Source organism: Deinococcus sonorensis KR-87, assembly GCF_040256395.1.
GTDB lineage: Bacteria > Deinococcota > Deinococci > Deinococcales > Deinococcaceae > Deinococcus > Deinococcus sonorensis.
This window is the reverse complement of the sequence record NZ_CP158299.1, coordinates 1,769,577-1,784,354: the sequence shown is the minus strand read 5'-3', so window position 1 is coordinate 1,784,354 and position 14,778 is coordinate 1,769,577. Positions and strand designations below refer to the sequence as shown.

Genomic DNA, 14,778 nt, shown 5'->3' with positions numbered 1-14,778 from the left:
GCCGGCGCGCCGCCTGACCGCTCTCTTCGCATCAGCCACAGGAGTGACATGCTGTTTCAGACCACCCCGGTCCGGGCTTACCTTGCCCTGACCTCCATTCAATCGCTGGCGTTTGCCCTCGCGTTTACCCTGCAGGGCCTGTATTTCATTCAGGTGGCTCACCTGACCCCCCTTCAGCTGCTGCTGGTGGGTGCCGTGCTGGAAGGCGCCGTCCTGCTGCTGGAAGTCCCGACCGCCGTGGTGGCCGACCGCTTCAGCCGCCGGCTGTCCGTCATCCTGGGTTGCCTGTGCCTGGGCGTGGCCATGCTGCTGGTGGGTGCGGTGCCCGTGTTCTGGGCGCTGCTGCTGGCCCAGCTGGTCGCCGCCGCCGGCTACACCTTCCTGTCGGGGGCCGAGCAGGCGTGGCTTGCCGACGAGGTGGGCGAGGCCCCGGCCGCCCGCCTGTTCCTGAGCGGCAGCCAGTATGGCCGGATGGCCGGCATCCTGGGCGTGCTGGGGGCGCTGGCGCTCTCGCGCTGGGGCCTGCAGTGGCCGGTGCTGGCCGGCGGCCTGCTGATGCTGGCCCTGAGCGCCGCCCTGGCGCTGTGCATGCCGGAACGCGGCTTTGCCCCGGACCCGCACGCCGGAGAGGGCCAGTGGCGGGCGATGGCCTCCACGCTGCGCTCCGGCGTGCGCGAGGTGCGGGCCAGCCGGGTGCTGACCGTGCTGATTGGGGTGGCGATGCTGCACGGCGCCAGCAGCGAGGCCATTGACCGGCTGCGGGAATACCAGCTGATCGTGACCACCGGGCTGCCGGGTGGGCTCAGTGGCCCCACCGTGTTCGTGCTGCTCAGCTTGGCCGGACTGGTGACCGGGATGATCGTCACCGAGCCGCTGCGCCGGCGGCTGGACCCCAGCGATGCCCGGCAGCTGCGGCGCACCCTGAGAACGCTCAGCCTGCTGATGCTGCTGTGTCTGCTGGCCTTCGCGCTCGCGCCGGGCTTCTGGTGGGCGGCCTCGGCGCTGCTGGCGCTGGGCGTGCTGCGCGGGCTGTACGGCCCGCTCTACAGCGGCTGGCTCAACCAGGGCCTCGCCTCCGGAACCCGCGCCACCGTCAACAGCCTCGCCGGGCAGGCCGACGCGCTGGGGCAGGTGAGCTTCGGGCCGCTGTTCGGGCTGCTGGGCAATCTGGCGGGGGTGCGTACGGCGCTGGGGCTGGCCGCGCTGATCCAGCTGCCGGTGCTGTGGCTGCTGAGGCGACCGGCACCGGACCCCGCCCCCGACGCGCCCGCTAGCGCGCCGTGACCGCCCAGATGCCGGCATAGCCGACCAGCTGGCGGTCGCCGCGCTCCGGGGTGTAGATGGTGCTGATGCTGCCGTCCAGGTACAGCGCGTCCGGGCAGCCCAGCCGGTCCCGGAAGAACACCGCAAAGTCGTGGAAGTTGACCGGCGCCTCACTCAGCACGAACTTCACCGTTCCGCCGGCACACACGCCCACCCCGCTGCGCAGCTTCAGGCTCTGGCTGCCCGCCCGGAACTCCGGGTGCAGCCGCCCGTGCTGCACCAGCAGCGGCCCAGACTGGGTGGCGTACCGGGGCCGGCGCCCGCTGCGCTCGAAGGCCCGCGACTCCATCACGCCCGCCTGCGCGCCGTCCAGCCAGAACACCCCGTTGGGCAGCAGCGCAAAATTCCCGCCGGAGCGCGCGCGGTTCAGCGGCACCAGCGTCCGCCCCGCCTCCACGTGCAGGCCCAGCGGCCGGAAGCCCGGGGCGTAGATGCCGCTGTTGGTGGCAAACAGCAGCCGCTCGCCGCGCCGGGTCAGCTCGGCCTTCAGCGCGGCCACCGTGCCGTACGGCTGGCCCTGCGCGTCCTGCCAGTACAGCCGCAGCTGCTCCTGGGCCGGGTTCAGTGTCACCACCGTGTAGGCGGCGTTGCGGTAGGTCAGGGCGTCGTCGCGGACCGCCTGGGTCGGGGCGCAGGCGGTCAGCAGGATCAGGGCAGCGAGGCGGCGCACAGCTCGATGATGCCCGAACCGCATGAGGGAAGGGCCGCCCGGCTCCTCAGGCTAGACTGGCGGGCATGCGCCTGCTCCTGCCGCTTCTGCTGCTGTCCGCCGCCACCGCCCAGGCCGCGTGGGTCACGGTCCCGCCGCTCACCGACCAGCCGGTCCGCTCGTTTCTCGGACCGAAGTGGGTCATTGATCCGGCGAAGCACTACCACGCCGTGCTGACCACCAGCAAAGGGACCGTGACGGTGGAGCTGGACGCAGCCGCCGCGCCCACGACCGTGAACAGCTTCGTGTTCCTGAGTCTCAACCGCTACTACGACGGCACGCCCTTTCACCGGGTGGTGGAAGGCTTCGTGGCGCAGGGCGGCGACCCCACCGGCAGCGGCACCGGCGGTCCCGGCTACAGCTACTACACCGAGGTGACGCCGGACCTGACCTTCAATGCGGCGGGGGTGCTGGGCATGGCCCGCAGCCAGAACACCAGCAGCAACGGCTCGCAGTTCTTCATCACACTGGCACCGGCGCCCTTCCTGAACGGGCAGTACACGGTGTTCGGCCGGGTGCTGAGTGGACAGGCGGCGGTGAATGCGCTGACCCGCACCGAGAACGGCGCCACGCCCGACACCCTCACCCGCGTGACCATCCAGGTGGACGACGGCAAGTAACCGCGCCCGTACTGCCTGCCGCCACAGAAGCGGCCCTTCCCTATCCGCTAGCATCGGCGCATGACCGTTTCCAGCGACCAGCCGATCATCGACCTCAGAAGCGACACCGTCACCACCCCTACCCCGGAGATGCGCCGGGCGATGGCCGAAGCGCTGGTGGGCGACGACGTGTACGCCGAGGACCCCACCGTCAACGAACTGCAGGCGGAGGCCGCTCAGCTGCTCGGCTTCGAGGCGGGCCTCTTCATGCCGTCCGGCACCATGACCAACCAGGTGGCCATCGCGGTGCACACCCAGCGTGGCGAGGAGGTCATCTGTGCCGAGGGCAGCCACATCTACGAGTGGGAGCTGGGCATGATGGCCACCTTCAGCGGCGTGGTCCCGCGCTTCGTGCCGGCCCCCGGCGGCGTGCCGGACCCGGAGCAGCTGCGGCGGGCGGTGCGGCGCAGCATCCACCAGTCGCCCAGCGGCCTGATCAGCCTGGAGAACACCCACAACAAGGCGGGCGGGACGGTGCTGCCGCTGGAGGTGATCCGTGGCGCCCGTGAGGTGGCGAGCAGCGAAGGGCTGCCGCTCCACCTGGACGGCGCCCGCGTGATGAACGCGGCGGCGGCGCTGAATGTTCCGGTGCGCGAGATCACCCAGCACTTCGACTCGGTCAGCCTGTGCCTCTCCAAGGGGCTGGGCGCCCCGGTGGGGAGTGTGCTACTGGGCAGCCGCGCTTTCATCGGGCGGGCGCACCGCTACCGCAAGATGATGGGCGGCGGCATGCGGCAGGCGGGAATTCTGGCCGCCGCCGGCCTGATCGCGCTGCGCGAGGGGCCGGCCAAGCTGCAGGATGACCACCGCCGGGCGCGGGTGCTGGCCGAGGCGCTGCTGAACGCGGGCCACGACGTGGACCTGAACACCGTGCAGACCAACATGATCTACGCGACCATCCCGGACGCCCAGACGCACGTGGACCGCTGGGCGGCCCAGGGGCTGCGCTCGTCGGCCCTGGAGCCCGACCGGGTGCGCTTCGTATTCCACCACCAGATCACCGATGAGCTGCTGGAGCGGGCGGTGGCCATCGTGGGCGGTCAGGCCAGCTGAGCCGGCCGCCGAACAGCTTCACGTCAGCTTCTCCCGGTACGCTGGAGCCATGCGCCGCTCTGCCGTGCCCCTGCTGCTCGCCAGCCTGGGGCTGACCGCCTGCGCGCCCGCGGCCCTGCGGGGCCAGCCGGGTGCCCGTCTTCAGCTGTCCACCACCTTCCCTGTGCCGGAGGTGCGCCCCGGGTACTTCCGCCGGCCCGGTCCTGTGGCCGTGCAGGCCACGTCCAACGCGGACGCCTACGTGTACGGCCTGCTGCTCCCCGAGCACGGAGCCACCCAGCTGCTCGCTCCTGCGGATGGCCCCTTCACCCGCGCGGGCGTGCAGCGGCAGCTGGCTCTGCCCCCGCTGTCCGGCTTCACCCAGCTGTTCACGGTGGCGAGTCAGCAGCCGCTGGACCTGCAGGGCGCGGTGGGCACCACCAGCGTGAGTGCGCTGGGCGCGGCGGTGGCGGCGGCCACCCGCACCCTGCCCGCCGGCAGCTGGAACGTGGCCACCGACGTGTTCCGGGTCAGCGACTTCGGAACGCTGAGCGTGACCGGCTCACCGCTGGACGCGCGGGTCACAGTGAACGGCGAGGTGCTGGGCCGCACCCCGCTGACGGACGTGCCGGTGCCGGCCGGCAGCGTGACGGTGCGGGTGGAGCGTGACGGCTACGTCACCTTTACCCAGACCGTCACGATTAACCCGGACCAGCGCCTGACCTTGACCCCGGCGCTGCGCCCGGTGCCATTGCGGCTGGGACGGCTGGTGGTGGAGAGCAGTGTGCCGGCGAGCGTGGCGCTGGATGAGGTGCCGCTGGGGGTCACGCCGCTGCTGGTCCAGGTCAAGGCCGGCAACCATACTCTGCTGATCAGCCCGCTGGACGGCCAGCCCGGCCAGCGCCTGCCCGTGAGCCTCCGCAGCGGGGCCACCCTGACGGTCGGGTGCGACGCGGCGAGCGGCAGCTTCACCTGCACCCTGCGGTAACACGGCACAGCAAGGGGGCCGGACCACGGTGGTCCGGCCCCCTCCCCTTTTGGCTTCAGTTGCCGGTGATGGCCTTGAGCGGGTTCACCAGGCCGTAGCCGTAGTAGTTGTCCTTGCCGGCCGCGCCCAGGTCGGTGGCGGTGCTGGTCAGCTGGGTGGTCAGCTGGGCCGGCGTCAGGGTGGGCTTGGCGGCCCACACCACGGCGGCCGCGGCGCTGACGTGCGGGGTCGCCATGCTGGTGCCGTCGAAGTACTCGTAGTCGGCGGCGGTCACGGCCACCGTGCCGGTGGTCGGCAGCTTGGCCAGGGTGGCCTTGCCGTCGGTCTGGGTGATGCCCACCACCGGGATGCTGTAGCTGTTGGTGAGGCTCATGCCCAGCGCTCCGGCCACGTTGTTGTAGACCATGACGCCCTTGGCGCCGCTGGCCACCGCGTTGGCCACCTTCTCCTCGAAGCTGCAGGTGCCGCGCCCGATCAGGGCGATGTTGCCGCTCAGCGCCGTGTTGCGGGTGCTGGTGCCGCAGAACTCGTTGCTCCCGGCGGTGCCGGTGCCGGCGCCGGCGGCCACGATGTTGCCGCTGAAGGTGCCCCTGCCGCTCTTGTCCGCGCCGCTCACGTCGGTGAAGGCCGCCACGCCCGTCGCACTGGCCGAGGCTGCGCTGCCCTGGCCCAGCGGCACGCTGGAGAGCACGTGCACGCCCGGTCCGACCAGCGCCACCTTGCTGCCGAAGTTGCTGAAGCTCGCCACCGTGCCGGTGTCGTCAATGGCGCCCACCGCCAGCACGTTGGTGTAGGCGGCCGGGTAGCTCACCGCCGCGCCGTCGTTGCCGGTGGCCGCCACGATCAGGGCGCCTGAGTTGTAGGCGGCGGTGTAGGCGCGCTGCTCGGTCTGGCTGGCGCTGCCGCCGCCCAGCGAGAGGCTGATCACCACGTGAGCCTCGGTGCCGCCCTTGCTCTTGAGCTGCGCCGCGCACCAGTTCACGCCGTTAATGATCTGGCTGCTGCTGCCGCTGCCGGTGTCGCCCAGCACGCGCGCCATGTAGAGGTGCGCGCCGGTGGCCACCCCACCCACCCCGTTGCTGCTCTCGCCCGACTGCAGGCCGCTGGCGCCGGTGCCGGCGCCGTACTGCGCGAAGATGGTGCCGGACACGTGGGTGCCGTGGTGCGACACGTCGTTGAGCTGGTAGGCGTCGTTGCGGTTCGTCTCGCTGGTCACGAAGTTCTTGAAGCCTTGGAGGCGGCGCTGGAACTCCGGGTGGTTGCCGTCGATGCCGGTGTCGCCCACGCAGACCGCCACGCCGGCCCCGGTGTAGTTGCTGCTCTGCAGACTCGGCACCCGCAGGGCCGTGTCGCCCCAGGTGGTCTCGCCATTGGCCGTCCACAGCGGGGTAGACGAGGTGCTGACGGGGGCAGGGGTGGGAGCGGGAGCTGGGGCCGGCTTGCCTTTGGCCGCCTGCGCGTCGGTGGCGCCGCTCCGCATGCCCAGCGCGTGCCGCTGGTAGTCCGGCTCCACGTACTCCACGCTGGGATCGGCCTTCAGCTTCGCCACCTGTGCCGGGGTCAGCCGGGCCGCCACCGCCGCGAGGTTGCCCCACTGTGCCCGCACCTGGCCGCCCGCCTGCTCCACCCGCTGCGCCTGGGAGTTCACCGAGAGCGCGGCGATGCCCCCCTGCCGGAAGCCCACCAGGTAGGCGTCCGGCTCGGCGGGGTCAGTGGTGGCCACCGGCGCCGGCGTGCTGGTGCTGGGCTGCGGGGCAGTGGCGGAGGGAACAGACGGAGTGCTGGGCTGTCCGCAGGCGGCCAGGATCAGGGCAAGGGTGGTCAAGGCATAGGGCAGGGAACGGGCGTTCTTCATGCAAACCTCCGGGCGCGTGCTGGCCGCTGTCACGATCAGCTGATCTGAATTGATTGGCCGAATGTAGAGCAGCCGTTATGCATGAGCCAGGACCTGTCTAGGCAGATTTATGTGGATTCAGGCCGTACTCTCCACGTCGTGAAAGAGATGTGACACGCGTGCTCACCGCTGAATCCTCGCTGTCACTTGAAGCGATCAGCCTTCTACGTCACGTCTTCACAGATCTTGAATCCTGGTGAAGCAAGGTGCATACCTCATGAATAGCAGCGCATATCACAGACGGGCGGCCCTCGAAGGGGCCGCCCGTCCGCTGTATTCGCCGGAGGTCAGAAGCGCTCGGTGACCGCCTTGAGCTGCATGAAGTTGCCCAGGTACTCAGGGCCGCCCGCCTTGCTGTCGGTGCCACTCATGTTGTAGCCGCCGAACGGCTGCACGCCCACGATGGCCCCGGTGATCTTGCGGTTGAAGTAGAGGTTGCCCACCTCGAACTCGGCGCGGGCCTGCTCCAGCCGCTCACGGCTGCGGCTGCACACCCCGCCGGTCAGCCCGTACTCGGTGCTGTTGGCGATCTCCAGCGCGTGCGCCCAGTCGCGGGCGCGCAGCACCGTCACCACCGGCCCGAAGATCTCCTCCTGGGCAATTCGGGCCTGGCTGTCCACATCCCCGAAGATGGTGGGCGTCACGTAGTACCCCTGCTCGCCCTTCAGCTCGCCGCCGGTCAGCAGCTTGCCCTCGCCCTTGCCGATCTCGATGTAGCTGGCGATCTTGTCGAAGCTCTCCTGGTTCACCACCGCTGTCACGTTGGCGTTCTCCTCGCCGGTGCCGATCTTCAGCGCCTCGGCGCGCTCCACGAAGCGGCTCACCACCTCGTCATACACGGCGTCCACCACGATCAGGCGGCTCATGGCGCTGCACTTCTGGCCGTTGAACCCGAAGGCCCCCTGCACGGCGGCGGTCACGGCCACGTCCAGGTCAGCCGTCTCGTCTACGATCAGCGCGTCCTTGCCGCCCAGCTCCATGATCACGCGCTTGATCCAACGCTGACCCGGCTTGGGCTTGGCCGCCACCTCGTTGATGTGCAGGCCCACGCCGCGGCTGCCGGTGAAGGTGATGAAGCGCATCTTCGGGTGCTGCACCAGATACTCGCCCACCTCCTCGCCCACACCCGGCAGGAACTGCAGCACGCCGGCCGGCAGCCCCGCCTCGCGCAGGATGTCCACCATGAAGCCGGCGATCATGCCGCTGTCCTCGGCCGGCTTGGCGATCACGCAGTTGCCCACCACCAGCGGCGCAGCCAGCATGCCCACGAAGATGGCGCACGGGAAGTTCCACGGCGAGATGCTGACGCCCACACCGAGCGGCAGGTACATCAGGCCGTTCTCCTCGCCGGCGTACCAGGTGGTCTCGGCGGCCCCGAAGCCCTCGTACTTCATCGCCTCGCGGGCGTAGTACTCCAGGAAATCAATGGCCTCCGCCACCTCCACGTCGGCCTCGGCGTAGTTCTTGCCCACCTCGATGCTCATCAGGGCGCACGCTTCCAGCCGGCGGCGCTTCAGGATGGCGGCAGCCTTCAGCAACACGCGGGCGCGGGCGTCCATGGTCCAGCGCTTCCACTCGGGCCACGCGGCCCAGGCGCCCTGCAGCGCGTCCTCGGCGTCCTGGATGGTGGCCTGGGCGGTACTGCCGACCACTTCCCGGGTGTCGCAGGGGTTCAGGCTCTCGATGCGCTGCGGAGTGTCGCGCTCCTGCCCGTCAATGATCAGCGGATAGTGCTTGCCGAGCAGCTCCGACCGCACCTTGCTGAGCGCGACCTTGTAAGCCTCGACATTCTCGGGGCGGGTGAAATCGGTGAAGTCCTGCGGGCGGTACTGTTCAATTTTCAGCATGGAAACATCCTTTGTCAGCAATGGTCATAGAGGCGGAGGGTGTCTTGGTTGTCATACGTCCATTCAACGTTCTGATATCCGCTCAGGGCGTGCTGCCTGCCCGAAGAAAGCCAGTCGTAGAACTGTAGGAACAGCTCAGCCGGATTGTCCGATAAGGTGATCTCTCGGTCATATAAAGAAGCGGTTCTGAGGTTGATGCCCCGTAGCCAGATCTCGTCCGAATCAACGACCATAGTCATGGCCAGGGCGTCAAGGATAAGAATCTGCTGAAACGTATTGAACCTGCTGAAGGCAGGGGCGAGGCCTTTTGCATAAAACAGTTCAACACTCGATTGGTTCGACAAGCTGAACACGTCGAAGAAGGTTTCTTCCCAGGGGTCAAAACGATACTCTTTCCGGCGACTCAGCCAGTCATGAGCAGAATCCTCAGCCCAATCAACAAACTCTTTCAACCAGTACAGATTGACGTAGCCGAGTGGATTCACTCCTTTGCTTCAGCCCTTGAGCATGCCGCGCAGCACGAACATCACGTTGGCGGGGCGCTCGGCGATGCGGCGGCTGAAGTAGGCGTACCAGTCGCGGCCATACGGGATGTAGGCCCGCACGGTGTAGCCCTGCTGCGCCAGTTCGCGCTGCAGGTCGCGGCGGATGCCGTAGAGCATCTGGAACTCGAACTGCGTCTTGGGAATGCCGTGGGCCAGCACGAAGTGCTTGACGTCCTGGATGATGCTCTCGTCGTGGCTGGCCACGTTGGTGTAGTTGCCGGCCTTCAGGTGCGCGTACACCAGCCGGCGGTAGCTGGCGTCCACGTCCGCCTTATCGGGCATGGCGACGCTGGCCGGCTCCAGGTAGGCCCCCTTGACGATCCGCAGGTTCGGCTGCAGGTCGTCCAGGCTGGCCCGGTCTGCCTCGGAGCGGTAGAGGTAGCTCTGCAGCACGGTGCCCACCGTGTCGTGTCCGAACTCATTGACCAGCACCCGGAACTGCTCCAGCGTCTGGTCCACCCGCGGATGGTCCTCCATGTCCAGGCACACGAAGCCGCCCAGGCGCTTCGCCTGACCCACGATGCGGCGGGCATTGGTGAGGCCCAGGTCGGCGCCTTCCACCGTCTGCCCCTGGCCCACGCTGCTCAGCTTCACCGAGACGTAGGGCCGGATGCCGGCTGCCGCCGCCTGCGTCTGGAGCGCCAGCACCTGCTCTGCGAACGTGTTGGCCGTCTCGGGGCTGCTCACGAACTCGCCCAGCAGGTCCAGATTCCCCAGGATGCCGTCCTGGGCCAGCTCCTGCACGGCAGCGATGGCGGTGCTGCTCTCCTCGCCGGCCACGAAGCGCTGTGCCACTCCCCAGGCCCGGGTGCGGACCAGCTGTTCAATCGGCTTGCGCCCGGCCACGCCGAGCACGGTGGAACGGTAGATACGGTCAATCATGAGGGTCTCCTTGGCTGAGTGGTGGGGTCATCGCTGCGGCCGGCTTCCAGGTTGCCCATCACCAGACCGGCGAAGGTCCGGACGTGCAGGGCAGCGGCGGCGCGGGCCGCCTCCGGGTCGCGGGCCAGCACCGCCGCCAGAATCGCGTGGTGCTGCGCGCTGGTCTGCGGGTGCTGGTTGTAGACACGCGTCTGATGCTTGATCAGCGCCACCCGCTGCTCCAGATCGCGCGCCAGGTCGTTCAGGGCGCTGTTGTGGGCCGCCTGGGTCAGGCGGCGGTGAAAGGTCAGGTCCAGGCGGGTCTGCTCGCGGTAGTCGTCGTCGGGGGCAGCTTCCAGTTCGCTCAGGGCGGCCCGGAGCTGCGCGGCGTCCTGCTCGGTGTGGGCCAGCGCCGCCAGCGAGGCGGCCAGCCCGTCCAGCGTCTCGCGCACCGTGTAGGTGTCGCGGGCCTCGCCGGCGCTCACCACCCGCACCCGCACGCCCCGACCCGGCAGGCCCTCCAGCAGGCCCTCCTGGGTGAGCCGCTGAATGGCCTCACGGATCGGGGTGCGGCTCACGCCGAGGCGCTCAGTCAGTTCCACCTCGCCCAGCCGCTCCGCCGGCGCGAACTCACCGTTCAGGATCGCCTCGCGCAGATGGGCATACACGCCATCACGAATCAGGGTGGGTCGCTCGAACATTATGGATATTGTATACAAAAAATTGCCAGGATGTGGAGCGAAGCAGGCGACGACTGTATTTAGTCGTCGCCTGCCCTCCCTCTTCGTTCTGACAGCTGCTGCCTCTCTACTCCGGGCTGCCCACGCCGCCGCCCATCACCCGCGCGGCCAGCGCTTCCAGGCCGTGGGTTCCGGCCCGGCGCTGGCAGTGCTCGGTGTTCAGGCAGAGCGTCAGGTACATGTACAGCCGTTCGCCGCTGCGGGCCCGGAAGATGCCCACATCGCTGCGCGAGCGGGTCACGTGACACAGGTCGCAGTGGGCGGCCTTGCTGCCGCGCTGCTCCAGCGGCTCCAGCTCGGCCAGCTGCCCGCCGCTGATCAGGGCCATCCGCCCATCGGCCACCGGGTACAGGCCCAGGGTGACGCGCGGCGGTTCGTGGTCTCCGAACAGCTCCCTGGCTGTTCCCGGAAAGAGTTCGCGCAGCACGTCGCGCTCGCTGTGGTCGCTCATGGAGGCCAGTGTACCGGGTGGGCCCGGGGCCAGCCGCCCAGACCGTCACAGTTCGCCGGGACACCCCGCCCTGACCTGCCCGCTAGACTGCCCGCATGAAGTGGCTGACCGCAGTGCTGCTGGCGCTGGCCGCCGTGATGGGCGGGGTGCTGGCTTGGCGCACGTATGGCCCGCACGAGCTGCATGGCACAGCGCTGGAACGGCCCCGCGTCATCAGCAGCGTGCCGCTGACCCGCGACGACGGCCAGCCGCAGGACCTGCACAACAGCCAGGGTCGGCTGCGGCTGGTGTTCTTCGGGTACACCCGCTGCCCGGACGTGTGCCCGGCCACGCTGGGCATGCTGGCGCGCACCTACGAGGCGCTGAGCCCGGCGCAGCAGGCGCGGCTGCTGGTACAGCTGGTCACGGTGGACCCGGCCTTCGACACGCCGGCCGTGTTGCGCCGCTACCTTGCCAGCTTCAACCCGGACTTCCAGGGGCTGACCGGCAGCGCCGGGCACATCCGCGCCGCCGAGCAGGCGCTGTACGTGTACGCGGCACCCGGCGACACGCCCATCAGCATGGTCCACGGCGACGGCGTGGCGCTGGTGGACCGCGCCGGGCAGTTTATCCGGGTCTACAACAACGAGGCGGTGGCGCGCGGCGACCTGGGCGCCGACCTGCCCACCCTGCTGCGCGAGTAGAGCTGCTGGTGTTTTTTTCGTAAATAGCATAATATAGACGGCATGTCTGCTCCCGAGACCACCGATGCCGCCCTGCGCCCCAAGACCCTGGCCGAGTATGTCGGTCAGGTGCGGCTCAAGGAGAAGCTGAGCGTTTATCTGCAGGCGGCGCGCGGCCGCAAGGAAGCGCTGGACCACACCCTGCTGTTCGGGCCTCCTGGCCTGGGCAAGACCACCCTGGCGCACATCATCGCGCACGAGCTGGGCGTGAACGTGCGCGTCACCTCCGGGCCGGCCATCGAGAAGCCGGGCGACCTGGCCGCCATCCTGACCAACAGCCTGGAAGAGGGCGACGTGCTGTTCATTGACGAGATCCACCGGCTGGGCCGGGTGGCCGAGGAGCACCTGTACCCGGCCATGGAGGACTTCAAGCTGGACATCGTGCTGGGCCAGGGACCGGCCGCCCGCACCATCGAGCTGCCGCTGCCGCGCTTCACGCTGGTGGGCGCCACCACCCGCCCGGGCCTGATCACCGCCCCCATGCGCAGCCGCTTCGGCATCATCGAGCACCTGGAGTACTACACCGCCGAGGAGATCGGCGTGAACCTGCTGCGCGACGCCCGGCTGATGGGCTTTGGCCTGGACGAGGAGGCGGCCATCGAGATCGGGGCCCGCTCGCGCGGCACCATGCGCATCGCCAAGCGGCTGCTGCGCCGCGTGCGCGACTACGCCGAGGTGGCCGGTGAGCCGCACATCCACCTGCCGCGCGCCCACGACGCCCTGGACAAGCTGGGCCTGGACACCGCCGGCCTGGACGACCGCGACAAGAAGTACCTGGAGACGCTGATTCACCGCTTCGCCGGCGGTCCGGTGGGCGTGGATACCCTGGCGACCGCCATCAGCGAGGACGCGCTGACGCTGGAGGACGTGTACGAGCCGTACCTGATCCAGCTGGGCTTCATCAAGCGCACCCCCCGGGGCCGCGTCGCCACCGCCCACGCCTATGACCACCTGGGCCTGCCGGTGTCGGGCAGCGCGGAGCAGGAACTGGGGCTCGGCAGCTTCAACTGAAGAAAAGTCACTCCACAGGAGGCCGGTGACCGGCCTCCTGTCTTTTTGCCTATACTCGGTGCAATTCCAACCTGAGGGGGCGACACATGGACGCAGTGGTGTGCAGGGCCTGGGGACCGCCGGAGTCGCTGACCGTGGAGACGTTGCCGGACCCGGTGCCGGAAGCCGGCGAAGTGGTGCTGCAGGTGCGGGCCGCCGGGGTCAACTTTCCGGACGTGCTGATCGTGCAGGGCAAGTACCAGATGAAGCCGGAGCTGCCGTTCACCCCCGGCTCGGAGGTGGCCGGCGTGGTCACGGCGGTGGGCGAGGGCGTGCGGCACCTGAAGCCGGGCGACCACGCCATGGCCTTCCTGAACGTGGGCGGCTTCGCCACCCATGCCAAGGCCCCGGCCAGCATGGTGCTGCCGATGCCGGAGGGCCTGGACTTCGACACGGCCGCCGCCTTCACGCTCGCCTACGGCACGTCGTACCACGCGGTGGTGGACCGGGCGCGGCTGCAGGCGGGCGAGACGATGCTGGTGCTGGGCGCGGCGGGTGGCGTGGGACTGGCGGCCATCGAGATCGGGAAGCGGCTGGGCGCGCGGGTGATCGCGGCGGCCAGCACGCCGGAGAAGCTGGCCATCTGCCGCGAGCATGGGGCCGACGAGACCATCGACTACAGCCGTGAGGACCTGCGCGCGCGGCTCAAGGCGCTGACCGGCGGCCAGGGGCCGGACGTGATCTACGACCCGGTGGGCGGTCCCTACGCGGAGCCGGCCTTCCGCAGCATCGGCTGGGGCGGGCGCTACCTGGTGGTGGGCTTCGCCGCCGGCGACATTCCCAGCCTGCCGCTGAATCTGGCGCTGCTCAAGGGGGCGTCGCTGGTGGGCGTGTTCTGGGGCGAGTTCGCCCGCCGCGACCCGCGCGCCAACCTGGCCAACCTGCAGACGATGCTCGGCTGGATCCGTGACGGCAGCCTGCGCCCGCTGATCTCGGCGCGCTACCCGCTGAGCGCGGTGCCGCAGGCACTGAACGACATGGCGGAGCGCCGCGTCACCGGCAAGGTCGTGATCATTCCGTAGCGGGCGTGGGGGCCTCGCCGGCCCCCTCCTCCACCACGGTCAGACTCCGCAGTGTCTGGCCCTGGTGCCAGCCGTAGCTGGGATTGTGCAGGTCCAGCACCGCGGCGATGGCCTCGGCGGCCTCCATGGTCGGTTCGCCCTCCAGCTGGAACAGCAGGAAGCGGCGCCCGCCCGGCGCGATGCGGATGAACAGGTCGTTCGGGAGCTCCACCTGCTGGGTGCGGCCCCGCTTCGCGGCCCGCTGCTGGGCGAATTTGAGGGCCTCGCGCACCTTGTAGGTGGCGGTGGGGTTGCTCATGGTGGTCATGGCTGGCTCCTCAGGCCGTCCAGCAGCATCTGCCCGAACTGGTCCACCACCTGCCCCGGCGTCAGCGAGCCTCCGGGACGGTACCAGGTGTAGGCCCAGTTCACGGCGCTCAGCACCAGATAGGCGCTCATCTTGACGTCCAGGTCGGCGCGGAAGTCGCCACTCCGGATGCCCTCCTGAATCAGCTCGCGGTAGAAGTGGTCAATGGTGTCGCGCCAGGCGGTCACGCGCTGGTAGGCGGGCGGGCTCAGGTGCTTCCACTCGTGGAAGAACACGGTGGCGCTGTCCATGTTCTGCGCCACCACCTCCAGGTGCCGGCGCATCGCTTCGCGCAGCTTGGCTTCCGGCGGCAGGTCGGCGGCGCTCAGGCTGAACAGCGCCTCGTCGAACTGATGGGCGGCCCGTTCCACCAGTTCCACCAGCAGCTCCTCCTTGCTGGCGATGTGGGCATAGAGGCTGCCGCCCTGAATGCCCAGCCGGGCGGCCAGATCGCGCATGCTGGTGCCGTGGTAGCCGCGCTCGCTGAACAGCTGCCCGGCCACCTCGTAGATCTGTTCGCGGCGGGTCTTGAGCGGTGTGGTCTCGGCGTCTGGGGTTCTGGGCATGAGTGGGAAGGCGCGGAGCCTGT

General features: G+C 69.3%; 16 protein-coding genes. 7 read left to right on the top strand and 9 right to left on the bottom strand.

The annotated features are described in order from the left end of the window. Positions 1-48: 48 nt before the first annotated feature. Positions 49-1,284: an MFS transporter gene (locus ABOD76_RS14080; RefSeq protein ID WP_350242594.1), complete on the top strand. Its 1,236-nt coding sequence runs from the start codon at positions 49-51 to the stop codon at positions 1,282-1,284. Here ABOD76_RS14080 and ABOD76_RS14075 read toward each other — a convergent pair. Then, positions 1,271-1,993, bottom strand: coding sequence for a phosphodiester glycosidase family protein (locus tag ABOD76_RS14075; RefSeq protein WP_350242593.1), 723 nt, complete (start codon positions 1,991-1,993; stop codon positions 1,271-1,273). The genes ABOD76_RS14080 and ABOD76_RS14075 overlap by 14 nt on opposite strands. A 65-nt stretch (positions 1,994-2,058) precedes the next feature. On the opposite strand from ABOD76_RS14075, the gene ABOD76_RS14070 reads away from it, so the two are divergent. The 3 genes from ABOD76_RS14070 to ABOD76_RS14060 are packed head-to-tail and all read left to right on the top strand — an operon-like array spanning position 2,059 to position 4,711. Continuing rightward, positions 2,059-2,652 carry a peptidylprolyl isomerase gene (locus ABOD76_RS14070; RefSeq protein ID WP_350242592.1) on the top strand — a complete coding sequence of 198 codons (594 nt, stop codon included), beginning with the start codon at positions 2,059-2,061 and terminating at the stop codon, positions 2,650-2,652. A 60-nt stretch (positions 2,653-2,712) separates the two neighbouring features. Next, the gene (locus tag ABOD76_RS14065) at positions 2,713-3,744 is read left to right on the top strand and encodes a threonine aldolase family protein (protein ID WP_350242591.1); all 1,032 of its coding nucleotides are present in this window, start codon (positions 2,713-2,715) and stop codon (positions 3,742-3,744) included. Between the two features lie 49 nt (positions 3,745-3,793). Continuing rightward, positions 3,794-4,711, top strand: a complete 918-nt coding sequence (locus ABOD76_RS14060) for a PEGA domain-containing protein (protein ID WP_350242590.1) — start codon at positions 3,794-3,796, stop codon at positions 4,709-4,711. A gap of 55 nt (positions 4,712-4,766) precedes the next feature. On the opposite strand, the gene ABOD76_RS14055 is transcribed toward ABOD76_RS14060, so the two are convergent. From ABOD76_RS14055 to ABOD76_RS14030, 6 genes are all read right to left on the bottom strand, one after another. Next, positions 4,767-6,566: a S8 family serine peptidase gene (locus ABOD76_RS14055; RefSeq protein WP_350242589.1), complete on the bottom strand. Its 1,800-nt coding sequence runs from the start codon at positions 6,564-6,566 to the stop codon at positions 4,767-4,769. A gap of 326 nt (positions 6,567-6,892) precedes the next feature. Then, a complete protein-coding gene (gene pruA, locus ABOD76_RS14050) occupies positions 6,893-8,452 on the bottom strand; it encodes an L-glutamate gamma-semialdehyde dehydrogenase (RefSeq protein ID WP_350242588.1) in 1,560 nt (519 codons plus the stop codon). A 14-nt stretch (positions 8,453-8,466) separates the two neighbouring features. Then, a complete protein-coding gene (locus ABOD76_RS14045; RefSeq protein WP_350242587.1) occupies positions 8,467-8,937 on the bottom strand; it encodes a hypothetical protein in 471 nt (156 codons plus the stop codon). A 9-nt stretch (positions 8,938-8,946) separates the two neighbouring features. Beyond that, on the bottom strand, positions 8,947-9,879 hold the full coding sequence (locus ABOD76_RS14040; protein WP_350242586.1) for a proline dehydrogenase family protein: 933 nt from the start codon (positions 9,877-9,879) through the stop codon (positions 8,947-8,949). Beyond that, a complete protein-coding gene (locus ABOD76_RS14035) occupies positions 9,876-10,559 on the bottom strand; it encodes a GntR family transcriptional regulator (RefSeq protein ID WP_350242585.1) in 684 nt (227 codons plus the stop codon). The genes ABOD76_RS14040 and ABOD76_RS14035 overlap by 4 nt, the downstream gene beginning before the upstream one ends. Positions 10,560-10,665: 106 nt before the next feature. After that, the gene (locus ABOD76_RS14030) at positions 10,666-11,049 is read right to left on the bottom strand and encodes a hypothetical protein (RefSeq protein ID WP_350242584.1); all 384 of its coding nucleotides are present in this window, start codon (positions 11,047-11,049) and stop codon (positions 10,666-10,668) included. Positions 11,050-11,144: 95 nt separating this feature from the next. Between ABOD76_RS14030 and ABOD76_RS14025 the strand changes: the two genes are divergently transcribed. From ABOD76_RS14025 to ABOD76_RS14015, 3 genes are all read left to right on the top strand, one after another. Next, positions 11,145-11,732 carry an SCO family protein gene (locus ABOD76_RS14025; RefSeq protein WP_350242583.1) on the top strand — a complete coding sequence of 196 codons (588 nt, stop codon included), beginning with the start codon at positions 11,145-11,147 and terminating at the stop codon, positions 11,730-11,732. A 42-nt stretch (positions 11,733-11,774) separates the two neighbouring features. Further along, a complete protein-coding gene (gene ruvB / locus ABOD76_RS14020) occupies positions 11,775-12,782 on the top strand; it encodes a Holliday junction branch migration DNA helicase RuvB (protein WP_350242582.1) in 1,008 nt (335 codons plus the stop codon). 86 nt (positions 12,783-12,868) lie between these two features. After that, on the top strand, positions 12,869-13,843 hold the full coding sequence (locus ABOD76_RS14015) for an NADPH:quinone oxidoreductase family protein (protein WP_350242581.1): 975 nt from the start codon (positions 12,869-12,871) through the stop codon (positions 13,841-13,843). On the opposite strand, the gene ABOD76_RS14010 is transcribed toward ABOD76_RS14015, so the two are convergent. Then, complete coding sequence (locus ABOD76_RS14010) at positions 13,833-14,150, bottom strand: hypothetical protein (protein ID WP_350242580.1); 318 nt, start codon at positions 14,148-14,150, stop codon at positions 13,833-13,835. The genes ABOD76_RS14015 and ABOD76_RS14010 overlap by 11 nt on opposite strands. Continuing rightward, positions 14,147-14,755: a TetR/AcrR family transcriptional regulator gene (locus ABOD76_RS14005; RefSeq protein WP_350242579.1), complete on the bottom strand. Its 609-nt coding sequence runs from the start codon at positions 14,753-14,755 to the stop codon at positions 14,147-14,149. Before ABOD76_RS14005 ends, ABOD76_RS14010 begins: the two co-directional genes overlap by 4 nt. Between the last annotated feature and the right edge of the window lie 23 nt (positions 14,756-14,778).